21 protein-coding genes and 3 tRNA genes are annotated in these 24,871 nt (G+C 47.2%); 6 read left to right on the top strand and 18 right to left on the bottom strand.

The window, feature by feature from the left end:
* Positions 1–50: 50 nt before the first annotated feature.
* Together pyrE and hemW are read right to left on the bottom strand one after the other, a co-directional pair.
* Positions 51–710, bottom strand: a complete 660-nt coding sequence (gene pyrE, locus PHH59_RS02950) for an orotate phosphoribosyltransferase (protein ID WP_300010962.1) — start codon at positions 708–710, stop codon at positions 51–53.
* Positions 711–1,205: 495 nt separating this feature from the next.
* Positions 1,206–2,399, bottom strand: a complete 1,194-nt coding sequence (gene hemW, locus PHH59_RS02945) for a radical SAM family heme chaperone HemW (RefSeq protein ID WP_300010959.1) — start codon at positions 2,397–2,399, stop codon at positions 1,206–1,208.
* A gap of 269 nt (positions 2,400–2,668) precedes the next feature.
* On the opposite strand from hemW, the gene PHH59_RS02940 reads away from it, so the two are divergent.
* Complete coding sequence (locus tag PHH59_RS02940; RefSeq protein WP_300010956.1) at positions 2,669–5,320, top strand: UPF0182 family protein; 2,652 nt, start codon at positions 2,669–2,671, stop codon at positions 5,318–5,320.
* A gap of 180 nt (positions 5,321–5,500) precedes the next feature.
* Here PHH59_RS02940 and PHH59_RS02935 read toward each other — a convergent pair whose 3' ends face one another.
* From PHH59_RS02935 to orn, 10 genes are all read right to left on the bottom strand, one after another.
* Entirely contained in the window at positions 5,501–5,887 is a 387-nt protein-coding gene (locus PHH59_RS02935) for a hypothetical protein (protein ID WP_300010953.1), read from the bottom strand.
* A 209-nt stretch (positions 5,888–6,096) separates the two neighbouring features.
* Positions 6,097–6,486: a hypothetical protein gene (locus tag PHH59_RS02930; RefSeq protein WP_300010950.1), complete on the bottom strand. Its 390-nt coding sequence runs from the start codon at positions 6,484–6,486 to the stop codon at positions 6,097–6,099.
* Positions 6,487–6,765: 279 nt separating this feature from the next.
* Positions 6,766–6,841: transfer RNA gene (locus PHH59_RS02925), tRNA-Glu, on the bottom strand.
* 44 nt (positions 6,842–6,885) lie between these two features.
* A tRNA-Glu gene (locus PHH59_RS02920) sits at positions 6,886–6,961 on the bottom strand.
* A 27-nt stretch (positions 6,962–6,988) separates the two neighbouring features.
* Positions 6,989–7,064, bottom strand: a tRNA-Ala gene (locus tag PHH59_RS02915).
* Positions 7,065–7,204: 140 nt separating this feature from the next.
* The gene (gene gltX, locus PHH59_RS02910) at positions 7,205–8,605 is read right to left on the bottom strand and encodes a glutamate--tRNA ligase (protein ID WP_300010947.1); all 1,401 of its coding nucleotides are present in this window, start codon (positions 8,603–8,605) and stop codon (positions 7,205–7,207) included.
* 4 nt (positions 8,606–8,609) lie between these two features.
* A complete protein-coding gene (locus PHH59_RS02905) occupies positions 8,610–9,074 on the bottom strand; it encodes a tetratricopeptide repeat protein (protein ID WP_300010943.1) in 465 nt (154 codons plus the stop codon).
* A gap of 248 nt (positions 9,075–9,322) precedes the next feature.
* Positions 9,323–10,594 carry a serine--tRNA ligase gene (gene serS, locus PHH59_RS02900; protein ID WP_300010940.1) on the bottom strand — a complete coding sequence of 424 codons (1,272 nt, stop codon included), beginning with the start codon at positions 10,592–10,594 and terminating at the stop codon, positions 9,323–9,325.
* A 49-nt stretch (positions 10,595–10,643) separates the two neighbouring features.
* A complete protein-coding gene (gene crcB / locus PHH59_RS02895) occupies positions 10,644–11,360 on the bottom strand; it encodes a fluoride efflux transporter CrcB (RefSeq protein ID WP_300010937.1) in 717 nt (238 codons plus the stop codon).
* A gap of 2 nt (positions 11,361–11,362) precedes the next feature.
* Entirely contained in the window at positions 11,363–11,908 is a 546-nt protein-coding gene (orn, locus tag PHH59_RS02890; RefSeq protein ID WP_300010934.1) for an oligoribonuclease, read from the bottom strand.
* Between the two features lie 86 nt (positions 11,909–11,994).
* Between orn and PHH59_RS02885 the strand changes: the two genes are divergently transcribed.
* Positions 11,995–13,242 (top strand): M48 family metallopeptidase, encoded by a 1,248-nt coding sequence (locus PHH59_RS02885; protein WP_300010931.1) that lies wholly within the window; start codon positions 11,995–11,997, stop codon positions 13,240–13,242.
* Positions 13,242–14,117: a ribosome small subunit-dependent GTPase A gene (gene rsgA / locus PHH59_RS02880; RefSeq protein ID WP_300010928.1), complete on the top strand. Its 876-nt coding sequence runs from the start codon at positions 13,242–13,244 to the stop codon at positions 14,115–14,117. Before PHH59_RS02885 ends, rsgA begins: the two co-directional genes overlap by 1 nt.
* Positions 14,118–14,148: 31 nt before the next feature.
* Here rsgA and PHH59_RS02875 read toward each other — a convergent pair whose 3' ends face one another.
* Together PHH59_RS02875 and PHH59_RS02870 are read right to left on the bottom strand one after the other, a co-directional pair.
* On the bottom strand, positions 14,149–14,541 hold the full coding sequence (locus PHH59_RS02875; protein ID WP_300010925.1) for a type II toxin-antitoxin system VapC family toxin: 393 nt from the start codon (positions 14,539–14,541) through the stop codon (positions 14,149–14,151).
* The gene (locus PHH59_RS02870) at positions 14,538–14,744 is read right to left on the bottom strand and encodes a DUF2281 domain-containing protein (RefSeq protein ID WP_300010923.1); all 207 of its coding nucleotides are present in this window, start codon (positions 14,742–14,744) and stop codon (positions 14,538–14,540) included. Before PHH59_RS02870 ends, PHH59_RS02875 begins: the two co-directional genes overlap by 4 nt.
* Before the next feature lie 144 nt (positions 14,745–14,888).
* On the opposite strand from PHH59_RS02870, the gene PHH59_RS02865 reads away from it, so the two are divergent.
* Together PHH59_RS02865 and PHH59_RS02860 are read left to right on the top strand one after the other, a co-directional pair.
* Positions 14,889–16,400 carry a YifB family Mg chelatase-like AAA ATPase gene (locus PHH59_RS02865; RefSeq protein ID WP_300010920.1) on the top strand — a complete coding sequence of 504 codons (1,512 nt, stop codon included), beginning with the start codon at positions 14,889–14,891 and terminating at the stop codon, positions 16,398–16,400.
* Positions 16,401–16,527: 127 nt separating this feature from the next.
* The gene (locus tag PHH59_RS02860; protein WP_300010917.1) at positions 16,528–17,301 is read left to right on the top strand and encodes a hypothetical protein; all 774 of its coding nucleotides are present in this window, start codon (positions 16,528–16,530) and stop codon (positions 17,299–17,301) included.
* Between the two features lie 395 nt (positions 17,302–17,696).
* Here the strand turns inward: PHH59_RS02860 and PHH59_RS02855 are convergent, their stop codons facing one another.
* On the bottom strand, positions 17,697–18,302 hold the full coding sequence (locus tag PHH59_RS02855) for a Uma2 family endonuclease (protein WP_300010914.1): 606 nt from the start codon (positions 18,300–18,302) through the stop codon (positions 17,697–17,699).
* 123 nt (positions 18,303–18,425) lie between these two features.
* Positions 18,426–20,816: an AAA family ATPase gene (locus tag PHH59_RS02850; protein WP_300010912.1), complete on the bottom strand. Its 2,391-nt coding sequence runs from the start codon at positions 20,814–20,816 to the stop codon at positions 18,426–18,428.
* 288 nt (positions 20,817–21,104) lie between these two features.
* Between PHH59_RS02850 and ftsH the strand changes: the two genes are divergently transcribed.
* On the top strand, positions 21,105–23,030 hold the full coding sequence (gene ftsH / locus PHH59_RS02845; protein WP_300010909.1) for an ATP-dependent zinc metalloprotease FtsH: 1,926 nt from the start codon (positions 21,105–21,107) through the stop codon (positions 23,028–23,030).
* Positions 23,031–23,236: 206 nt separating this feature from the next.
* Here ftsH and PHH59_RS02840 read toward each other — a convergent pair whose 3' ends face one another.
* Positions 23,237–23,737 carry a hypothetical protein gene (locus PHH59_RS02840; RefSeq protein WP_300010906.1) on the bottom strand — a complete coding sequence of 167 codons (501 nt, stop codon included), beginning with the start codon at positions 23,735–23,737 and terminating at the stop codon, positions 23,237–23,239.
* 381 nt (positions 23,738–24,118) lie between these two features.
* On the bottom strand, positions 24,119–24,754 hold the full coding sequence (locus PHH59_RS02835; RefSeq protein ID WP_300010903.1) for a Uma2 family endonuclease: 636 nt from the start codon (positions 24,752–24,754) through the stop codon (positions 24,119–24,121).
* Positions 24,755–24,871 lie beyond the last annotated feature (117 nt).

Raw genomic sequence — 24,871 nt, 5'->3', positions numbered from 1 at the left:
ACAATTGTAGTTCAAATATCGACAACGGTTAGGGTCATAAATCTTTAATTTTAAATCTGCGCAAGGTCACCGTTATCTAATCCATAGAGCCGTTGATAGGCATGGATCGCATTGACCTGTCCAGGCGCAATTGGGGTTAAATATTCAATAATATCAGCCAAACTGATAATGGCAATAACCGGCAAACCCAAATGCCCCTTCACCTCTTGAATGGCAGAGACGTGGTTTTGCCCTTTTTCTTGTCTATCCAAAGCAATTAATACGCCTGCTGGCACCGCATCCGTTTGCTTTAGGATGTCAACGGATTCCCTGACTGATGTACCTGCACTGATTACGTCATCGATGATAATGACGCGACCTTGTACAGGGGCCCCTACTAGCACACCACCTTCCCCGTGATCTTTACTTTCTTTACGGTTAAAAGCAAATGGGATATCAACTGAGGTTAATCGGGAATATGCAATCGCGGTGGCGCAGACCAAAGGAATCCCTTTATAAGCGGGGCCATAAAGCATATCAGGCTGGATGTCCGATTGCTGTAAAGCCAGGGCATAAAATTCACCTAATTTTGCCAGCTTTGCACCCGTATCAAATAAACCCGTATTGAAAAAATAAGGGCTTGTACGTCCTGACTTAAGGATGAACTCACCGAATTTTAATACCCCGCACCCTATGGCGTAGGAAATAAATTCTTTTTTATAATCGATCATATAACATTAAAAACAAATATCATGGTAGTTTTAACCACTAGACCCAAACAAAGTAATAGACGGTTGTTTCAAAAATATTAATTATCTGTGCGAAACGAAAATTTAAATGTGATCAATCAACTCAAAATAATAAGCAAATTAAATGCCAGAAATTGATTTTATATTTAATTATAAAAGCGATCAGATGCTACTGATTCGGTTCGCTATCCCACAAAAAATAGCTTAATCGTAATGTGTTTTGAGTTTTTATAGTCATCTCAGCAAAATCAGTACATTAGTGTCGAAGGTTTTATGAATCGCCAACCCAACAACTTACTATTGCTGGTATCTTGACTATTGTATTTGTGGTTAAACCACTATTCCCAGCAATAGGTTGCCATAGGAGTGACTAATTTGACAAGGTAGTGACAAAAATTGCCACGACCTTGCCTACATCCGGCCTTCCTTCCATTGGGGAAAAAATAATTTCAGCACATGATAAGGCACAAAACCATATCAATTAGGTAGGAATTTTTGCAAAACACTGTCCAAAAAATCCCAACCCTTTGGTGAACAACGATAATGTCCGTGCTGATAATCGATTAATCCTTGTGCCCTGCAATCAGATAAAGCCGGCTCCAAAGTGCATGGGTCAAGTCCAGTTGCAGAATGGTAATGCGCCAGTGAAAAACCTTCCCGTAAACGCAAGTGGTTCATAACGAACTCCAGCGGCAAATCGGCAACGGCAATACTTCCGGCAGCATCGTTATTTTTATGCTTACCCGGCAAATATTGTCCAGGACTTTTAGGTTTATGTGTACGGAAAATATGCCCCGGCACTTTCCGGGTAATTTTGCCGTGCGCGCCCGCCCCTATACCCAAATAATCGCCGAATTGCCAGTAATTCAAATTATGCTTACATTGCCGACCTGTTTGGCTGTATGCAGAAATTTCATATTGTTGATACCCCTTGTCTGCCAATAATGCTTGACCCGCTTTTTGCACTATAAAAATCGCATCATCATCCGGCAATGAAGGAGGAACTCTATGAAAATAAGTATTCGGCTCCAAGGTCAATTGGTAAAAGGAAATATGTGTGGGCGCAAGGGCCACTGCTGCCTGCAAGTCTTTCTGGCTACAAGAAGCGGTGGCTTCAGGCAAACCAAACATCAAATCCAGATTGAGATTGTCAAATCCCGCTTGGTGGGCGATTTCTATGGCGCGGACGGCTTCTTTAGCCGTATGTACGCGACCCAGCTTGGTCAATAAAACATCATTAAAACTTTGGATGCCTATGGATAGCCGGTTAATGCCTATCGCCCTGAATTCGGCAAACTTATGGCTTTCAAACGTGCCTGGATTGGCTTCCAGGGTCAGTTCCAAATCATCTGCAAAGGCCAACTGATGCCCAACACCTTCCAAAAGCCGATTGATTGCTTCTGGTGAAAATAAGCTAGGAGTGCCCCCGCCAATAAAAATGTTGCTAATTGGCCGCGTGATGCCATATAAAGCCACATCCTGCGCCAAATCTTGTAGCAAAGCTAAAATATACTGGGATTCCGGCACATCGTCTTTAACGGCATGGGAATTAAAGTCGCAATAAGGACATTTTTTTATACACCAAGGAATATGTATATAAAGGCTGAGCGGCGGCAAATTCAAACAAATATCTGTGATAAAAATAAACGTCGCCAAGTTTACCACCAACATAGAGTCCGAAGCTAACAAAGTGACATGGGAACGAATGAACTAAAAGCTGGCCTTCATATGCAGGTGTGGCTTTGTCGCTTGATTAGCTTCTGTATCTATACGATGATCCGCTTTGTTTTATGCACATTTCATGGCTTGTAAATTAAAACCGCAAAGTCTAAATATTACGAAGACATTATTGGGTGTTAGAATACGGAATAATTTTTTATTAAATCCAGCCCAAGCTGACTGGTAACGAAATCATTTAACAAACTTTTATAGAGGACGATATGGGGAAGTTGAAGTTGTTACCCGGGGTGATTGGAGCAACACTGGTCATCGCCATCATTGTGTATGTTGCTTTCCATTTCATATTTCTTGATCTGTTTGTTGATTTGTGGTGGTTTCAATCCTTAAAGCTGGAGGCTTATTTTTGGTTGAAACTCCTTTATAAATTTTTTCTGTCAGGTGCAGTGACACTGTTTTTCTTTACTATTTTCTTCCTGCATTTTTGGATTGCCTCAAGATTTTTAGGCTTGAATCCACCCGACGAGGTGCTGAATGACAGTGTCAAACGTCGTAAATTTCAAGGTTTTGCCGACACCTTCATGAGCGGCTCGGTAAAAGTTTATACGCCTATATCGCTGGTATTAGCCGTTTTTATTGCCATTCCTTTTTATACCCAATGGGAAACTTCGCTGCTGTATTTTTTCGGGGCTGACTCAGGGGTCTCTGAATCGGTTTATGGCAAGGATGTCAGTTTTTATATGCTGTTCTATCCGGTATACCAGCTTATCCAACAAGAATTGTTGGGCACCGCCATCTTAGTCTTTGTCATGGTCACCGTTTTGTACTGGCTGGAACACACGTTTATCCCCAACCAACGCAAAGAATTCCCATTGGGCGCAAAAATCCATTTGTCGCTGCTGATTGGATTTATCGTTGCATTTGTGGTTTGGGGCTTTATGTTGCAACGGTTTGCCCTGCTCTACAATAATAGCCATGAGCCGATTTTTTATGGGCCGGGATTTGTCGAACTGCGTTATCAATTGCCTTTGATTTGGTTAGCTGTAGGTACATTTTTAGCCACAGCCCTTTCTGCCTGCTTATTTATTTTTTCCTCAAGACACCGCATCAAAACGCCATTTTTTCTGTCACTGGCGGCATTTTTGTGTGCATTGGCATTGCCAAAAATCGAGTTTATCCCGCAACTGATCCAGCGTTATATCGTCAACCCCAATCCGGTCAAAGCCGAAAAATCATTTATCCAGCACAATATCAACGCCACATTGGATGCCTACCAATTGCGCAACATTAAACAAGCTGATGTATCTATTAACTTGAACGCCGCCAAAGACATAGAAACCTGGGGCACACAAAAGCGTTTTGAGAATATTCCGGTCTGGGATCGGGAATTCATTATTGATAGTTACCGGCAATTGCAGGAAATACGGCCATACTACCGTTTCCGCTCGGTTGATGAAGACCGCTATTTTGTGCTTGACCATACACGGCAAGTAAATATTTCGGCGCGTGAAATCAATATATCCAAATTGCCTTACGAAGCACAGAATTGGGAGAACATCCACTTACGTTACACCCACGGCTATGGTGCCGTAGTCACTCCCGCCGCACAGGATGCCGACAAACCACAAGCCTGGTATTTACGGGATTTGAACATGGGTTCTGACGTAGGGTTTAAAATCAAACATCCCGACATTTATTACGGTCAGGAAAATCTCGATTATGCCATCGTACCCAATAAACTGGACATCGTTGGCATTGCCGGCAGCGATCCGGGTATGACAGAAACCTACCACGGCGAAGGTGGCATCCCAATACCTTCGTACTTTCGCAAGGCTTTGTTCGCATTTTATCTGAAAGACGAAAAAATCTTTTTCTCCACCAATATCTCAACAGAAAGCAAGCTGAAAATATTCCGTAATATCAGCGAACGGGTCAACAGGCTGACACCGTTTTTACATTTGGACAAAGACCCTTATCTGGTCATCACCAATGATCGCTTTTATTGGATACTGGATGCTTATACCTTGTCCGATAAATACCCGGTTTCCAAACCCATTGATGACAATTTCCAAAATGGCAAACAGCATTTCAATTACATCCGCAACTCAGTAAAAGTGGTCGTTGACGCTTTCGATGGCGACGTAGATTATTATATTGCCGACAACAAAGATCCGATTATCCGCGCATACAGCAGTGCCTATCCCAGTCTGTTCAAAAAGCTGGAGGACATGCCAAGTGAATTACGCAAGCATTTACGTTATCCGCGCGACCTTTATTATGTGCAAATGCAAATGTACGCCAAATATCATCAAGACCGTCCAGAATTGTTCTACGAGCAGGCGGAATCCTGGCAATTCGCCGATGTGCGCGACCAAATAGTGTTGCCTTATTATCAAACAATGGACTTTGGCAATTGTAATGACAGCGAAGAGTTTGTACTGATCAACCCCATGACACCAGTCAATCGCAATAATTTGAGCATGATCGGCGTTGCCAGTACCGTAGATAGCAAAAATTGCGGCTCGGATTACAGCCCCAATATCACAGTGTATAAATTTGGCAAAGAAGTGCAAGTCAACGGCCCGGCACAAATCGAAGCCCTAACCCAACAGGTGCCGGAAATTTCCGCGCAATTTACTTTATGGGGACAAGCGGGTTCGGTCGTAGAAATGGGCAGGATGGTGATTCTACCTATGGGCAACACGGTGCTATATGTGCAACCGATTTATATCGCATCGACTAAAAACAAAATGCCGGAACTGACGCGGGTGATTGTCTCGATAGGTAACGAAACCGTAATGGACAAAACGTTATCAAGCGCGTTTGAAAGGTTAAAACAAATCTTTATTCGACATGCCGAAGTGAGCAGCAATACCGGGACAAGGAAAATGCCGGCAACATCGGCTATTGATTGATTATAAACATCCCGAAGGATATTGTGTTCTTCGGGATTTCAGAAGATTACCAGAAAGATGCCCAGTAATTTTTGGGTAACTTGCTTGCCTGGGCAAGCAGCGCTGTAGCGAGTATTTGCGGGGCGGTTTAAAACCATACCAAGAAACCTGCAAAAAGCATCCCAGTATGGTTTTAGGAGCTTACAGCAATCCTTTCAGATCCTGGAAGCCTTTATAAGCATTTCTTAATTCTTGTTCGGCTTCTTGTAACGCATTTTCTTTAGCATGGGTACGTGCCGATTTTAATTTGTTGTTCGCTCTTGAACGAGCCATATCAACTTTATCATTGGCATTGATTTCTTTGCTCGCATCCATAGCGTCTTTAATCAATTTCGCAACGGCTTCGCCGTCTGAACCGGTAGAGACCGCATCAATAGCAACTTTTACTTTAGCTGCCACCATGTCAATCGCTTCAGTAGGAGCGTATGTAATTCTGCCTGGATCAGATTCAGCAACAGCAACGGCTGAAACACCACCCATTGCGGATGCTACTAATAAAGAAAGTAAGATTTTTTTTAAGTTTTTCATATTTCACTAGTCCCCTAGTTGTTATTATCGTAAAAATTTTGCCTGCATAACTATTATTTACAGTTATGTGACAAAATTATTCTAGCATACTTTAAATATTTTTAATCTTGAAAACCGCTTAAATATTATGGTTTCCCGAATTATTTCCAGCCTGCAAACGACAGACCCGATGCTATTGGACCAATAGACCGGATCTGGCTGACAACTGATTATTTATGGTTTGCGTCGTAAAATTCTTTCATTTCTTTAAAGCCCGCCAAAGCTTCTCTCAATTTTGCTTCGGCTGGTTGTATCTCACCATTTTCAAAGCCATCGCGTGCCACTCTCAATTTGTCATTGGCTTTTTGACGTTGACGCTCTGTAAGTTCGTAACGGAATTCTTTTTGAAGCTGACGCGCATCATTGATAGATTTAATAATCTCATTTTTGTCCGCGCCTTTTTCTACCAAACTAACCGCTTCTTCTATCTTGGCAATAGCACCTTCTGCTGCCTCTCTAACTTTAGCTTCACCTGTCGCTTCAGCGAAAATAGGCGATGAAGCCATTGCCAAAGTTGCGGCCATAGCGATAGAAATTACGGTTTGTTTTAATTGTTTCATAGGTATGCCTTATAGTTAATATTTTAGTAGTGAATCTAGCCACACAACAAATCCTTACTTAGAGTATGGTAATAAAATCAAATAGCTATCTTCAGTGTTGGATTCTAGCATAAAAAAACATCCGAAAAACGAATGCGGAGGGCTTAAAGGATAAAAATAACATAATTTTTCCTGTTCTCGGCAAGTGGCGAAATTAACCACTAAAAACCGCCATTGCCCAGACCGTGGCAAAATAACAGGCATAAAAAAAGGCCATCTAAAGATAGCCTTTTTTATTAATGGCGTCCCCAAGGGGGTTCGAACCCCTGTTACCGCCGTGAAAGGGCAGTGTCCTAGGCCGCTAGACGATGGGGACTAAACTCGGTTTAGTCTGGCCTATTTAAGTTATATCATACGGTATGGCGTCCCCAAGGGGGTTCGAACCCCTGTTACCGCCGTGAAAGGGCAGTGTCCTAGGCCGCTAGACGATGGGGACTTAAACTATATGATGACTTAAATGTGTTGGTGGAGCCAAGGGGGATCGAACCCCTGACCTCTTGCATGCCATGCAAGCGCTCTCCCATCTGAGCTATGGCCCCGCAGTAAAGCCAGCCATTTTACAGAAATTACCCATTATGTCCAATAGTTATTTTAAATTTCATGTCTATTCGAGCTTTTTCGACTAAACACTTGCAAGTTTAATAAATCAGAATTATCTAGTAATTGAAATAAAATTTGGTTATTGATTATGCAAATAATCAATGGCCTTCTGTATTCTTGCCAGCGTTTTTTCCTTGCCTAATAATGACAAAGTGACATCTATCGCTGGCGAAACACCTGATCCACAAACCGCAACCCGTAGCGGCTGGGCGACTTTGCCCATGCCCAATTCCAAAGTTTCGGCTAGTTTGATGATAATGTCGTGCAAAGCATCACCTTGCCAGTCAGGGACAGCGGCAAATGCGTCATAAATCTGCGCCAACACCGCATCCGAACCTTCTGAAAAGGCTTTTTTAGCAGCTTTTTCGTCATAGGCATCGAATTCCTTATAGAAATACACGCTGGCATTCGCCATTTCCACCAAGGTCTTACAGCGTTCGCGTTGCGCTTTGACCACATCCGCCAAAGCCGGGCCATCAGCGGGATTGATGCCACGCTGTTCAATATGCCAGAGCAGGTGCTTAGCGACATGTTCAGGATCGCTATCCATGATGTATTGGTGGTTCAACCACAACAATTTTTCCATGTTGAACGTAGAAGCTGAACCGTTTACATCTTCCAGCTCGAAAAATTCGATCATTTCAGCTATTGAGAAAATTTCTTGGTCGCCATGCGACCAACCCAAACGCACCAGATAATTGAGCAGGGCTTCCGGCAAATAACCCTCGTCACGGAACTGCATGACACTGACCGCGCCGTGGCGTTTGGACAAACGCGCTCCGTCCGCGCCTAAAATCATCGGTAGATGCGCGTATTTCGGCAAAGGCGCGCCTAATGCCGCCAAAATATTCATCTGCCGTGGCGTGTTGTTGATATGGTCATCGCCACGGATAACGTGGGTCACGCCCATATCCATGTCGTCCACCACCACGGTTAAGTTGTAAGTTGGTGTGCCGTCAGCACGGGCGATAACCAGATCATCCAATTCTTTATTGGCAACGGTAATGTCACCTTTGACCAAGTCAGGAATCGTCACCACGCCATCAACGGGATTTTTAAAGCGGACAACCGGCTCACGGCCTGCAATCGCCACGGCATGATCGCGGCAACGCCCGTTATAACGGGGCTTTTCCTTGTTCGCCATTTGCTCATTGCGCAAGGTTTCCAATTCTTCCTTGCTGCAATAGCAATGGTAAGCATGTCCTGTGTCCAGCAATTGCCGGATCACTTCTTTGTAACGGTCAAAGCGTTGGGTTTGGTAATACGGGCCTTCGTCATAGCCCAAACCTAGCCAGTCCATGCCTTGTAAAATGGCATCCACCGATGCTTGCGTGGAACGCTCCAAATCCGTGTCTTCAATTCGCAAGATAAAGGTTCCGCCATTTTTACGGGCGTACAACCAAGAAAACAACGCGGTGCGGGCACCGCCAACATGTAAATAGCCTGTTGGGCTAGGGGCAAAACGTGTGGTAATGGTCATCAGATTATTTTGTCAGTAAGATTTTTTTAGCGTATTCGGTCGGGATTTGTTTGGCGGCATTCAGGCGCATTTTCTGGTAACTGAAAGCCACGCCACCCGCCGCAACCGGATTTTTGCCCAAGATCGCAAGCGATGCGGTATGGCCTTGGGCGGCGGCTTTTTCGTACCACTCTGTCGCGGTTTTGACATCGCTTTTCACACCTATGCCACGATCATACAAGGCGGCGACCAGCACCTGGGCATCAAGATAGCCCTGAGCTGCGGCTTTTAGCAGCCATTCGGCGGCTTGTTGTTCGTCCTTTTCCTGACCATTGCCGAGCAAATACATCGCGCCCAATTTTGCCTGGGCTTTGGCATCACCCTGGATAGCCGCTGCTTGCACCAAATCTTCCTGCACCGCTTCTTCAGCCCAAGCTGTGGCTATCGACAATACAGACACCAACAGCAAGCCTTTAATTATGTTCTTCATCAATCTACGCCTTTGTGATTATTAAAAAATCCGGTGATGACACCGGAATGGATAGCATCTTAGGCAACTCGCAAAAATAAACCGCCACAGATTCGCAACACAACTGATTAATCCACTAAAAGAATTGTCCACGAAAGACACGAAAAGCACGAAAAATACCACAACACGATACTTTTGAATCGTTTTTTCGTGCTTTTCGTGGACGATGTTTTGTCTTGTTCCAAGAAGATTATTTATTGCAGGTTGCCTTAGCCGATAACCGTCAAACCACCCATATAAGGCAATAAGGCTTGTGGGATATGGATACGGCCTTGGTCATCTTGGTAATTTTCCATCACGGCAATCAAAGTCCGTCCTGCGGCAAGCCCAGAACCATTCAAAGTATGCACCAATTCGGGTTTGCCGGTTTCAGGGTTACGCCAGCGGGCTTGCAAACGGCGGGCTTGGAAGTCTTTGAAATTACTGCAAGATGAAATCTCGCGGTACGCGCCCTGCCCTGGCAGCCACACTTCCAAATCGTAGGTTTTGCTGGAAGAAAAACCCGTGTCGCCCGCGCACAGCAACATTTTGCGGTACGGCAGGTGCAGTTTTTGTAAAATCACTTCGGCATGGGCGGTCAATTCTTCATGCGCCTTGGCGGATGCTTCCGGCTTGACGATTTGCACAATTTCGACTTTTTCAAACTGATGCTGGCGGATCATGCCGCGCACATCGCGCCCATACGCACCCGCTTCGCTACGGAAACAAGGGCTGTGGCAAACAAATTTCAACGGCAGCTCTTTCGCTTCGATAATCGTGTCACGGACGATGTTGGTGACCGGCACTTCGGCGGTCGGGATCAAATACAAAGCGGGATCTTCGCTAGCCTTGAACAAATCAGCGGCGAATTTTGGCAATTGCCCTGTGCCATACAGGCTATCGGCGTTGACCAAAAACGGCACATAGGTTTCAGAATAGCCATGCTCAGCCGTGTGCGTGTCCAGCATCAACTGGATAATCGCCCGTTGCAAACGCGCCAGCGGCCCGTTCAGCACGACAAAACGGCTACCGGCGATTTTTACGCCCAGTTCAAATTCCATGCCTTTGCTTGTACCCAAATCCACATGGTCTTTTGGCGTAAAATCAAAATTCGGTTGTTCACCCCAACGGCTGATTTCCAGATTCGATTCCTCGTCTTTGCCATCCGGCACGGCCTCGTCAAGAATATTGGGAATGCCTTCCAGCAAAGCCGTCATCGCCGTTTGGATGTCCGCCAATGCGTTTTCAGCAGCTTTCAGCTCGTCACCCAAGTGTTGGACTTGATCGAGCAAGGGCTGCACGTCTTCACCTTTAGCCTTGGCTTGACCTATCGCTTTCGAGCGGCTGTTACGCTCATTTTGCAGGTCTTGAGTTTTGACTTGAATAGCCTTGCGCTGGTTTTCCAAGGCTTCATACGCACTGGCATCAAACGCAAAATTACGGCGTTGCAATTGTTGCGTGACAAAATCAAGTTCGGTTCTGAATAAACGGAGGTCTAGCATAGTTACCTTTTGTAGATTGAATGTATACAGTAGCCGTAGAGTATATCCCCTACGAATTACAAAAATTTGTTAACGGCTTGACCGCCAACCAACCTAGCCACATCACCAGTAGACAAGCAAAGGTGTTGGCCGCAAAACTAAACATCAAAAGACGCTCATGCGTGGAATATGAATAGCCATGCTCCAATAGATGCAGCAAAACGTATAAACCGGACAATCCCAAATACGCAAAGGCCATAACAATAACCAAAGTTAGTTGCTGTTCAATAGCCATCGGCACTTTCAGCAATAACAAGCTGGAAACCGAGCTGATCAACAAGGCGCCAAGGACATTGACGATAATGATGCCATACGGGAATATCCCACCCGCCCAAACAATGGCCTTACCCGCCAAAGCCTTGCCACATAACAAACCCAGCCAAATCGCCAACAGGCACGCTACGACATTGACCGCAATATTCAACGCCGCCTTGCTGAATTGGTTTTGTTCCAGCAGATAAACGGTTTCTAGGGAAAATGTCGAAAAGGTGGTGAACGCGCCGATAAAACCCACCAGAATCGCCGCGCGGTAATCCAAGGCAAAAGCAATGCGGTTTAACACCAATGCCTCAGTCAGCAAACCCAGCAAAAACGAACCTAAGACATTGACCACCAACGTGCCATAAGGGAAGCCTCGCCCTAGCCAGTGATAGACTCCTGTAGAAACCAAGAACCGCAGCACAGCCCCAAAAGACCCGCCCAGCGCGACGGCGAACAGTTGGTTCATGGCTAGTATTTAAGAAAATGCGTCCGGTAATAACGCAATTCTTCTATGGATTCGATGATGTCGTCCAGGGCCTGGTGCTTGGCTTGTTTATTGAAGCCTTGCTTAAGTTCTGGTGCCCAACGCGCCGCCAATTCTTTCAAAGTGGACACATCAATGCTACGGTAATGGAAAAACGCTTCCAGTTGGGGCATGTAGCGGGCTAAAAAGCGGCGGTCTTGGCCTATCGTGTTGCCGCACATAGGTGATGTCCGTTCAGGAAGCCATTCTTTAAGAAATTCAATCGTCATGGCCTCAGCTTCGGCATCATTAATAACCGATGCTTTGACCCGCTCAATCAAGCCGGATTCGCCGTGGTGTTTTTGGTTCCAGTCATCCATTGCCGCCAACGCTTCATCTGACTGGTGTACGGCGATGACCGGGCCTTGCGCCAAGATATTAAGTTCTTTGTCGGTGACTATCGTCGCCATTTCAATGATAAGGTCGGTGTCGGGATTCAGCCCGGTCATTTCCAAGTCTATCCAGATAAGGTTTTGGGGTTCCTGCGCCATGTCGATTCCGTTGTGTTTGCTATTGCGCTTAGTGTAGCATTGGGTACACTGAACGTCTAACCCTCCAACCTGACTTGTTTGCCCGTATGAATACCTTCACGCTGTTTTTTTTGATCGCCTTAATCTTATCGTTTGGCATTGAATTTTGGCTGGCAAAACGCCAGGCCAACCATGTTGCCGCGCATCGTGGCGAAGTGCCGGAAGCTTTCCTCGCCAGCGTCTCTTTAGATGCACACCAAAAAGCCGCCGATTATACCTTGGCAAAAGGCAAGCTGGGCGATGTTGACCGGATTGTCGGCGTAGCCGTGTTGCTATTGCTGACTTTGGGCGGCGGTATCAATCTGGCTTTTTCTTGCTGGTCACAAATGCTCGATTCGCCCATCCTGGCAGGTTTGCTGGCAACGGCATCCGTGTTTCTAATCATGATGCTGGTTGAAATCCCCACCAGCCTCTACCAGACTTTTGTCATTGAAGAGCAATTCGGTTTTAATAAAAGCACCATCCAACAATTTGCCAAAGACCAAGCCCTGCAACTAGCCTTAGGTGCGGCAATCGGCTTGCCTTTACTGGCATTGATTTTGTGGGTCATGGACAGCATCGGTTCGTCCTGGTGGCTGTGGGCATGGGCGATTTTGATGGGTTTTTCCTTATTGATGAGCTGGCTGTTCCCCACCCTGATCGCGCCGCTGTTCAACAAATTCACGCCGATGGAAGACGGTTCACTGAAAGACCGCATCCAAAACCTGTTGGCACGTTGCGGATTCAACAGCCAGGGCATTTTCATCATGGATGGTTCGAAACGCTCCGGTCACGGCAACGCTTATTTCACGGGCTTGGGCAATAACAAACGCATCGTGTTTTATGACAACTTGGTCAATTCTTTAGATGAAGAAGAATTGGAAGCGGTGTTGGCGCATGAGTTAGGACATTTCAAACGTAAACACGTCATTAAAATGCTCATCGCCAGTGCTATCATGAGCCTGATTGGTTTTGCCGTGTTAGGCTGGTTAATCGACCAAGACTGGTTTTACACGGGCCTGGGTGTCAGCATTGAACAAAAATCCAACGCCGCCGCATTGATGTTGTTCATGCTGGTATCATCGACGTTCACCTTTTTCATGCAGCCGATCACGGCGTTTTTCCAACGCCAGTTTGAATTTGAAGCCGACGATTTCGCCGCGCAAAATTCCCAAGCCAGCAAAATGATCAGCGGTTTGGTGAAATTATACGAAGAAAATGCCAGCACCTTGACCCCCGATCCCTTGTATTCCGCCTTCCACTACAGCCATCCGCCAGCGGCCATCCGCATCGCCCATCTGATTGCCAAAGCCTGATGGCTGCGGACTTGTGTCAAGGTCTGGTCATCGCCCACTTAGGTCAAGGTATCGCCGTAGAAGTCAACGGCATTATCTGGCTCTGCCAAACGCGACGGAAAGTGGACACCGTCGCGGTCGGCGATCAAGTGCTGTTATCAGAAGCTGGCTTGTTACAAGGCCGCATCGAAGAAATTCTCCCTCGCCGCTCGGTGCTGCTGCGCCCCAGCCGGGGCGACAAAGCCCGCCCCGTCGCCGCCAATATCGACACCGTGTTTGTCGTGTTCGCCACCGAACCGTTTTGTGATTTTTTATTGCTGGACCAATATTTGGCGATTTGCGAAAACCACGACTTTAGCGCGGCTTTAGTGCTGAACAAAACCGACTTGCCGCCTTCGCCGGACATCGAACAGGAACTTAGCATTTACCAAGAACTGGGCTATCCTTTGCACCGCGTCAGTGCGACCACCGCCAATGGCCTGGACGATTTGAAACAGGCCCTGAACCAGCAAACCAGCATATTCACCGGACAATCCGGGGTCGGCAAATCCTCGCTGACTAACGCGCTGATTCCCGATAAGGAACTCAAAACCAACACCATTTCCGCCACCACCAAACACGGACGGCACACCACCACCGCCGCGACTTTGTACCATTTGCCCGACGGCGGCGATTTGATCGACAGCCCAGGCGTGGCGATTTTTGGCCTCGCCGACATGAACCATAATCAACTGGCTCATGGCTACCGCGAATTCCAGCCTTTATTGGACGGATGCCGATTTAATGATTGCAGCCATGTTTCGGACAAGGGTTGTGCGGTCAGGGCGGCGGCAGAACAAGGGGATATTGCGCTGACAAGGTATCAGCGGTTTTTGAAATTGCGGGAGAAGATGTAAATCAAATTATTCTGGATAAGTTTTATTTAACTCAGGAATCCCAAAACAAATTAACACCATAATGGCAAAAAGCGGTATCCGCAGTAGCAAGCTCCAAACCGTCTAATTTTGCTTGGATTAAAATTATCCTATCAAAAGGGTCTTTATGATGGAAAGGCAGCTCTGCCAAGCCATAAATATGGCGAGGTTCGACAGATAAAATCTGCAAGCCATTATTGGCACGCTGTTTTTCAATCATGTCTTTAAGCGGCACTTCCAAATCAAGTTTTCCCAACTGATGCTTGATTTGCATTTCCCAAATGCTGGCAAGGCTTAAATAGACATCGTTGTTTATGTCGTAATACGCTGCCAACACCTGTTCTGGGATTTTTTCAGGTTCTGTCCTCAGCCATAAGAACACATGGGTATCGAGCAGGATATTCATTGTCCGCCCAACCAGAAATCATCAGCCAAGGGTTCGTCAAAATCATCATGAATGACGATAGTTTCCTTATATTCGCCTACCGTCCGTTTTTGGATGAATTGCTGTTGTTGCTGTTTGCGTAGAAAAATGACGAAATCGGACACTTGTTTTTGTAATTCCGGCGGTAAAACCTCTATTTCCTGTAATAATTGTTGACCGTGCATAGCTCTCTCCAATGGCTTCGTTACAGCTATAATCTTTTACCTGACCTATAATAAATGCCAATACAATTTACGTATAGCAATGACAATATAACACCCGTCTAAGTCTATGAAAATTAATATGCTTGCCAGTTTTCCCGCGTCCTTATGTCATCCCTAGCCGTCATCTACAGCCGGGGCCGTTCCGGTATTGACGCGCCGCTCGTCACCGTCGAAGTGCATGTCTCCAATGGTTTGCCTGCTTTGTCCATCGTCGGTTTGCCCGAAACGGCGGTGAAGGAAAGCAAAGACAGGGTGCGCGGGGCCTTGCTAAATTCGCAGTTTGATTTTCCGATGCAGCGCATCACCATCAACCTCGCCCCTGCTGATTTGCCGAAAGAAGGCGGGCGTTTTGACTTAGCCATCGCGCTAGGCATTTTGGCGGCTTCGGGGCAGATTCCCACCGCGCGGTTGGCGGAATATGAATGTATCGGCGAATTGTCCTTAGGCGGGGAATTGCGGCCTGTCATCGGCGTGTTGCCGGTTGCGTTGCAAGCGCGTAAGCAGGGGCGGAAACTGATTGTGCCTAAGGAAAACACCGCCGAAGCGGCCTTAGTGAAGGGCTTGGAGATTATCCCCGCCGAGCATTTATTGCAAATCTGTGCGCATTTGAGCGGGCAGACGCAAATCGACATGCAAAGCCAACAAACCGAACCCGAACCGACGCTGCATGAATTGGATTTTGCCGATGTGCATGGGCAATACCACGTCAAACGCGCGTTTGAGATTGCCGCGGCGGGTTCACATAACATCTTGATGCTAGGCCCGCCGGGTACGGGCAAATCCATGATCGCCTCGCGTTTGCCGACGATTTTGCCGTTGTTGACCGAACAACAGGCGCAGGAAACCGCCGCGATTGCATCGATTAGCGACCAAGGCTTTAATGTCAATAATTGGCTGAAACCGCCGTTTCGCTCACCCCATCACACCGCGTCGGCGGCGGCCTTGGTGGGTGGCGGCAGCAATCCTAAACCTGGGGAAATCTCGCTTGCGCATAACGGCACGTTATTTTTGGATGAACTGCCGGAATTTGACCGCAAAGTCTTGGAAGTTTTGCGCGAACCCTTGGAAACCGGACACATCACCATTTCCCGCGCCAACCGCCAAGCCGATTTTCCCGCGCGTTTCCAATTGGTTGCGGCGATGAACCCTTGCCCTTGCGGCTATTTGGGCGATGCGTCAGGCCGTTGCCATTGCACATCCGAGCAAGTCGCCCGTTATCGCGGACGGATTTCAGGCCCCTTGCTAGACCGTATCGACATGCACCTGGAAGTGCCGCATGTGCCGCATGAAGTCTTGCGTAAAGGTTCGGCGACGGGCGAAGAAAGCAGTGCGGCGATTCGGGCGCGGGTGGTGGCGGCACGCAATATTGCCTTGGCGCGTTCCGGCAAAGCCAATTCGGCCTTGAGCGCGAAAGAAGTCAAAATCGTCTGCGAATTGCCCGAAGCCGGACACCGTTTACTGGAGCAGGCAATGGACAAATTTGGCTTATCAAACCGCGCCTATCACCGCATTTTAAAACTCGCCCGCACTATTGCCGACCTCGCGCAATCACCGCAAATTCAAATCCCTCATTTAAGTGAAGCCATCAGTTACCGTAAATTGGACAGAAGCACTTAAGCAATTGCTAACGCAATCTTTGCCAAAAATAGCCCAAAAATGGTAAGGTAAGCATTTTTACCGGCTCAAAAACAATCACCCATGCGTATTTTGAGTTTGTCTTAACCAGCACAGGAAATCTATAAAAATGAAGCAAAAGACAGCAATTGCCAGAGGCGTACCCACCAGAATAAAAATGCTTACACTGCTGACCGGGTTGTTAGTGACATCTTTAGCAAGTGCCGAAATCAATGTTGCCATCTATGCAGGACAATCATTCATTGATAATGGTGATTTGAATTTGACGCAGGGCAAAACCAACCTGAATTTCAGCGATGTGAGCTGGGAAGACAATTCTTTTGAAGAACCCGTATTTTACGGGGCACGCTTGGGTTATTGGTTTGATGATGCGCCCAATTGGGGTTTGTCCATAGACTTTGCCCATCTTAAAAACTATCTGAACTATGACAATAATGCGCAAATCAACGGCACGGATTTGAATGGCAATCCCGTCAATGGCGTAGAGCCAATTAGCAACCACATCCAGGACTTTAACATGTCACATGGCGTCAACACCTTGACCTTTAACGGCCAATACCGTTGGTTTCCAGCAGGTCAACGTGACAACACCTTGTTAGGCCGTATGCAGTTGTATACCGGTTTGGGAGCGGGCTTTAGCGTCCCTCATGTCGAAGCTGTGATTAACGGAACCCAAACTTACGAATATCAGTGGGGTGCCGGCCCTGTCATCAATGGCATGATGGGCGTCAATTATGATTTAATCAAATATGTCTCGGCTTTTGCCGAATATAAATTGACTTATGTCGATGTTGAAGATGACCTGAAAGGCGGCGGCACAATCAACACCGAAACGGTCAACCACCAGTTGATTTTCGGTTTGGCTGCCCATTTTGATTTGTGATTTTAGAATAGACACTTTAATCCCATCCGATTTGAACAAAAAAGCCTCGGTTGTTGAAAGCAACCGAGGCTTTTGTTTAATCGAAAATAAGTTCAGCCAGTAGCCCGTATGCAGCGGTAGCGGAATACGGGGGTCGAAGCCGCACAACATGCAATTCCCCAAAACACGCGAAAAACAATGAAACACGACATATCAGCACTGAAAAATCCCGTATTCCATACCCCCCCCATACGGGCTTGTATCCACTCGCTTAGGCTACCAACTTAAGGCGGGGCAGAGGTAACTTCCCAATTACTCGCAGGACTTTAGAGCTGTCAGGTTTTAAAAACCTGACAGCTCTAGATCAGGTCTTTTTGTCCCGCCTTAAGTTGGTAGCCCTCGCTTACTATTGCGGGTTATGACGCCTGATCAACGCTCCGCCCATCTGCCATATCATCCAGCACCTTATCGTAAACTTCGCGCAAACTCAGCGAGCAATCAATGCTTGCCAGTTTCACAACCGCATCAAGCCCCGTTGTTTCCGTCAACACCCAGCCGTTTTCCTGCCGCGTAAAACACTCGATAATCGGCTGGTCTTGCGCCACCAGCAAATACTCGCGCAAGCTAGCAATTTTACGGTAATGACTAAATTTGCCGCCACGGTCATAAGCTTCGGTGGAAGGCGACAACACTTCGATCACCACCGTCGGATTCAATAGCGTATCGAGCATATTGTCCTCGAATCGCGCGACCCCACAAACAACCGCAATGTCTGGGTAATAATAACTACGCATTTCAGCAGCTTTGACCCGCATGTCATTGATGTAGGCTTCGCAGGGGCGTTTTTTGAGTTGGCTACGCAATTCCGCAGCAATATTTATCGAAACCAAATTATGCTTGCGGCTGGCTCCGGTCATGGCAAAAATTTGTCCATTGTGGAACTCGCTTTTATAGGGCGCGTTACGTTCCAGCGTTAAATATTCTTCGGCGGTGTAGCTTGTTTGTTGGATTACGGCAGACATGGGCCACCTCGTTGCTGTATCAGGGATTTTGCATTATAGCGGCAGACGTGGATTGTGCGGGAATTCCTTGAAGCCAGTTGAACAGCTTCAAAACCCCAAAGCTCCAATTCCAACATAAAAACATCAACATCCCTCTTCCTTATGTTCATCATCCCCCGCCATTTCTGAAATTTCTTTCAACCGTGAAATGGCCTTGAAGTTGATGCTGTTTTCTGGGTAATTACCCTCCGCATCGGCTTCTCCCGCCAGGTGTCCGGTCAATAATTCCAGCGTTTCATCGACGCTGTTGACAGTGTAAACCGTAAACAAGCCTTGCGCCACGGCATCAATCACATCCTGTTTCAACATCAGGTTGCGTTTGTTTACCGCCGGGATAATGACGGCTTGCTCTCCGGTCAAACCGCGCATTTGGCATAATCTGAAAAAGCCTTCGATTTTTTCATTGACGCCGCCGATGGCCTGCACTTCGCCGTATTGGTTGATCGAACCCGTCACGGCAAAGGCTTGCTTGATCGGGATACGGGTCAGCGCGGAAATCAGGCAGCACAACTCGGCGAGTGACGCGCTATCGCCGTCTATCGCGCTGTACGATTGTTCGATGGCGATGCTGGCGGAAATCGCCAACGGGAATTGCTGGGCATAAAAATGCCCCAAATAGCCCGTCAAAATCATCACGCCTTTGGAATGTATCGCCTCGCCCAATTCGGCTTCGCGTTCAATATCGACGATGCCGCGTGAGCCTGGATAAACGGTGGTGGTGATGCGGGCGGGGGCGCCGAAACTGCTGCCACCGATAGTCAGCACCGTCAAGCCATTGATTTTGCCTATCGCTTCGCCGTGGGTATCGATCAAAATCGTGCCGTCCAGCATGTCTTCGAGAATGCGTTGCGAGAGCCCGCCATTGCGGTATTCGCGGGCCGCCAAGGCTTGTTCAATATGGATGCGCTCTAGTTGTCCGCTAGCGGCTTGTTTGGCAAACAGGCTGGCTTCGCCGATGAGTTCGAGCGAGTCATTGATATGTGCCGAGAAGCGGTGCTGATTTTCGGCAAGCCGGCAACTGTGTTCCATCAAACTGGCAATCGCCGCCTTGGTCAACAGTTTTACGCCGGAATCAGCGGCGTGCTTGTTCGCCAATATCGCGAAATGTTGCATGGATTCGGGTGTAATCGGAATTTCATAATCAAAATCCGCCAGCACTTTAAACATTTCATTGAATTCGTTATCCAGCTCTTCCAGCAAATAATAAATATCGCCGGAACCAACCAGGATGATTTTGACATTCAGCGGGATCAATTCCGGTCTTAAGGTCATCGTGCTGATGCCCATTTCCGAATACGGCGATTCAATGTCGATAGTGCCGGACTTTAACGCCCGTTTCAGCGCGTCCCAAACAAACGGATATTCCAACAGCTTTTCGGCATCGAGGATCAAATAACCGCCGTTGGCCTTATGCAACGAACCTTTGCAAATCCGCTGGTAATGCGTGACCCACATACCTTGTTCGCTGGCGTATTCAATGCGTCCGAACAGGTTTTGGTAAGTCGGATGGGCTTGATAAACCACGGGCGCACCGCTGTCTTGCGAATGGTCGACCAGGATATTCGGCGCGAATTGCTCAAACAAGCGGGCGCGTTTAGCGGCATGGCTGAGTGAATCCGATGTCCGCGTGGGCATTAGTTCATCGCAGATGGTGGTGTACAGTTGTTGCTCCAAGGCGGATAAATAGCTGATGACATCATCAATGGCGAGATATTTATCGTGGAGTTCGATAAACAAGGGCTGGAGTTCTTGCTTGATGGTGTCATTGTCCAGTTGCTTGATTTTTTCCAACACTTGCCGCCGCCACAACGGCATTTCCAGCAGCACTTCGCTTAGAAAATCTTCCAGCTCTTCGACTTGGCAGTGAAACATTTCACGCTCCGCCTCCGGCAATTGGCTGAATTGTTTTTCATTGAGGGTTTTGTTGCCGTGGATGGGCGCAAAGGTGATATTGTCATCTTCACGGAACAGTGCGATGCTCATAGCCCTGGCTTTTTTATCGACACTATCAATCGCCTGTTGATAATTCTGATTGAATTGGCGTTCGATGGCGGTCTTTTTTTGCTGATACGCCGGGCTTTCAAATGCGACCGGAAAAATTTCCAGCAGGCCATCCAATAATTTTTCAATGTCTTTGCCGAACAATTGCCCGTATTCAGCCGGTAAAGCTATCGCTATAGGCTCCCTAGGATTTTCAAAGTTATGGGCGTAAGCGTAAGAAGCCGGCGTCGGCAAGGTTGCCGCCACCTTATCCAACTGTTGGTTGATCATCGTCAACCGCCCCATGCCCGGTTCCCCCATGACAAAAACATGATAACCAGACTGGGGCATGGCAATGCCAAATTCCAATGCCGACCTTGCCCTGGCTTGGCCTAAAATATTGGGGGGACAAAGCGGTGGGTCAGGAAAATCAAAACCGTCCAGATCGACGTTCAGTTTTAACGAGGTGACAGGCAGTTTTTGGGTATTGGGCATGAATCAAGGCAACCAGAAAAATAATTAAGCCGTTGATTTTAGCATTTTTTACCATTGCGATGATATGTGTTGCACAAACGGGATTGAGAACAGGGGGTTTAGTTGATAATTCCATTTCAGTTTAAATGCTTGCCAAACCAATATCGCTTGTCCAGCTTGCTTGCGGCGGGTATAGTCAAGAAGATATATAAATGTTGTTTTCTCATAAGCCCTATATCGTCAGGGCGGCAAAATACCCATGTGGCTTTAACTTCTATCATCGTTTGTTTACTACGGGAGAGGCAGTTTATGAATAAAAATACAAATGGCGGCTTTGCCAGTCTGTTGGGCAAGATTTACCAAACCCTAAAACAATGGCTGGAAATGCTGCTGGATTTTTTCGGCAAAGCCATTGAACGCCCCAATAAAACCCCACCAGACGATACCCCTCCCAACCCAAAACGATTATTCGCTTTTATCGCGCTTTTTATCGTAGTTTTGGTGATTTTCAATACCAGCAACACAATGGAGGGCCGGGAAATTTCCTATAGCCAATTCTTAAATGATGTCAAATCGGCAAAAATTGACAAAGCCATTGTCACCGAACGCTTTATTTCCGGCACTATCAAGCCGGATAAGGCCAACGCCCAGCCGCAACAGTTTTTGACCGTGCCCTTGTGGCAAACGGATTTGGCGAAGCTGCTGCAAGAAAACAACGTCGATTATGTGGTCAGAAGCGGCGAAAACTGGCTGGTCAATTTTTTCCTGAACTGGGTCTTGCCAATTTTACTGTTAGTGGCGATCTGGTCATGGATGATGCGCCGCAGCTCCGGGATGCAACGCGGTATTTTGAACCTAGGCAACAAAGGCCAGATCCACCCCGATTCATTACCGAAAGTGACATTTAATGATGTCGCCGGTGCGGACAGTGCCAAACAAGAACTCAAAGAAGCGATAGACTTTTTAAAAACGCCGGACAAAATCCACAAATTGGGCGGGCACATGCCCAAAGGCGTGTTGCTGGTCGGCCCTCCTGGAACCGGCAAAACCCTGTTGGCCCGTGCCGTGGCTGGAGAAGCGGGCGTACCCTTTTTTAATATCAGCGGTTCTGAATTTATCGAACTATTTGTCGGTGTCGGCGCGGCGCGGGTGCGTGAGTTGTTTGAACAAGCGCGTGGCAAAGCCCCGTGCATCATTTTTATCGACGAACTGGACGCGATAGGCCGCTCACGCAGCGGCCCGAACGTGATGGGCAGCCATGATGAGCGGGAACAAACCCTCAACCAATTGCTGACCGAAATGGACGGTTTCGACACCTCAGTCGGCGTGATCGTCATGGCGGCAACCAACCGCCCGGAAATCCTCGACAAAGCCTTGTTGCGTTCCGGCCGTTTTGACCGTCAGATCATCGTCGATAAACCGGATTTGCAAGACCGTATCGAAATTCTCAAATTGCATATCAAAGCCATGACTTTGGCTGCTGATATTGACGCCACCGTCATCGCCAAACGCACACCCGGCCTGGTCGGTGCAGATTTGGCCAACATCGCCAACGAAGCCGCCATCATCGCCACGCGCCTGGATCACAAACAGATCGAAATGACGGATTTTGAAGCGGCGATAGACCGGATACTGGCAGGCCCGGAAAAGAAAAACCGCACCTTAAACACCGAGGAAAAACGCCGAGTCGCCTATCATGAAGCCGGACATGCGTTGATCGCCGAAAAAATACCGACAGGCCAACCGGTACACAAAATATCCATCATTCCACGCGGCGTATCGGCTTTGGGATTCACCCTGCAATTGCCGATAGAAGAAAAGTTTTTACTGACAGAAAACGAGCTGAAAGACCAAATCGCCATTTTGCTGGGTGGGCGCATCGCCGAGCGGATCGCCTTGGGCAACGTCTCCACAGGTGCGCAAAACGACTTGGAAAAAGCCAGCGACATTGCCCGCAGCATGGTTTGTAGCCTGGGCATGAGCAAACGCATGGGCGCATTGACTTACGGCAAACGCCAACAACTGCAATTTCTGGACAGCGAAATCTCCGAATACCGTAACTACAGTGACGAAACCGCGCGGATATTGGACACCGAAATCATGGCCTTAATCAGCGAAGGCGAGCATCGCGCCCATGAAATCATCAGCGAAAACCGCGACATTTTGGACAGGCTGGCGGCTTTGTTGCAGGAAAAAGAAGTGGTGCAACGCGAGGAGTTTCTGGCGTTGTTTTGATAGAAAAAAACCCAGCCAGGTTTTAAAACCTGGCTGGGTTTGCCACTATTGCCATTAACTGGAAATTTCATGCACGGGATTGAACACAGCGATGTTTATAGTGAAAACATTCTGCTTGTTTTTAAATATTCTTCTTTTGCCAATAGCTTGTGTTGTCAAAATAAATAGACGATTTGTCAGCACAAGCCCAATAGCTTACGCCTTGGTCAAAACGCAAAGTAATGGTTGTACCGGATTGCCAGTGCAAGATTAGGAAACGGCCATGAGCAGTGTGTTCTGAGGCATCGGCAATACAGTTTTCGGTAGTCCTGCAATCGGAATGATAATAGATTTGTCAAAAAAATATTGCGATGACTGTACGCCTTGAAGTACGGGCATTCGAGCCAATAAATCGGTAAGCTTGACTTTTTACAAATCATTCCGATTGCAGGACTACCAAAATTCTCTATGTCTTTTGGATAAATCTCAATTTGGCCTGATGAACCTTTAAAGTATTTATCAACCTGATATTTTCCGGCAATGGAATTTAGATAAACCGATAAAAAAATCGGATTGATTTTGTCCGTTCTTAAAATGGTGACGTGATTATCGGGCAGCGCGTTTTGCTCATGCAAATAACAGGCTGAACGCCCAATCGTCCCTACGCCGGTGCCGTTTATCAGCACATCGCCTTTTTGTATAACCAGCGGTTCTTCCTTTTCTGACAAAATGGCGAAGCGGTTAGAGTCTTTGAGGATTTCGTTTAGGGTCATGGCTGATTTTAGAATAAGGTGGATGGCTTATTGTAGGGCTAATTTGTGCAACGGTGGAAAATAAGGATTAGCCAAGAAAGCACTGATTATCTATTCTTCAGAAGCAGGATAAATTTTAATGTTCATAAAAAAGCCGGATGGTAAACCCATCCGGCTTTTCCGTTATGTCCGGCGATAGGAAACCGTCAGGTTTCAACCACCACCCATTAATCCACTTTGTCCAAATCCTGGTCTTGGTTGTAGCAGGAATACACAAACACTGTCCGCATCGACGTGTTTGCATAAGCATTGGGCGCAGATGCCTTGCATCATGCACTGCATAGGCGAGCTTGTTTTCTAAACAAAAATAGCCTGCATCGGCAAAACAAAGCCTGTTAACAACGGCTCGCCGGACACTTCGCTGGGATTGTCCAGTATTTGCACAGTAGTATTGGGTTGGTAGATGTGGACTTTTTTATTCATCACATCCAGTAGCCAGCCCAGCGAAGCACCGTTGTCGATATATTCGGCCATTTTGGCTTGTAATTTGGGGAGTGAGTCGGATGCCGAGCGGATTTCAACGACAAAATCCGGGCAGATCGGGGCGAATTTTTTACGCTGTTCGGCAGGTATGGCGAGCCATCTATCCAGTTTTATCCAGGACAAATCCGGTGAACGTTTGGCCCCGTTGGGCAGAATAAAACCTGTTGAGGAATCAAAGCCTTTGCCTGTGCCGTCTGCCCGTGCCCAAACGCCAAAATCGACGCTTAATTCAAAGTTGATTGCACCTGTTTCGCTGTAGGTGGGTGACATAATGGTAATTTCTCCAAACTGATCCATTTCAATCCGCAAATCCCGATGCCGTTGGCAGAAATCCGCGAAATCGTCATCCGTCATGGACTTAAGCAAATCGCCAAAATCAATTTCTAGCGGTTCGGACGGGTAGACCAATAGTCTTGAGCTTTTATGTTTAGGCGCAATGAAGGGGATCATAAAAACCTCTTTCAGTCGGTGGTGGATGGGCTTTAGCCATGCTTGTCTGATTGGCGCGTATTTCTAATGCAACACTAGACTTTGTAGGTTTTAAAACCTACAAAGTCTTTGGAAAAC

The sequence above is a fragment of the Methylovulum sp. genome (genome assembly GCF_028687615.1).
Lineage (GTDB): Bacteria > Pseudomonadota > Gammaproteobacteria > Methylococcales > Methylomonadaceae > Methylovulum.
Note: the sequence above shows the minus strand (reverse complement) of the source record. Positions and strands in the feature narration are given on the sequence as shown.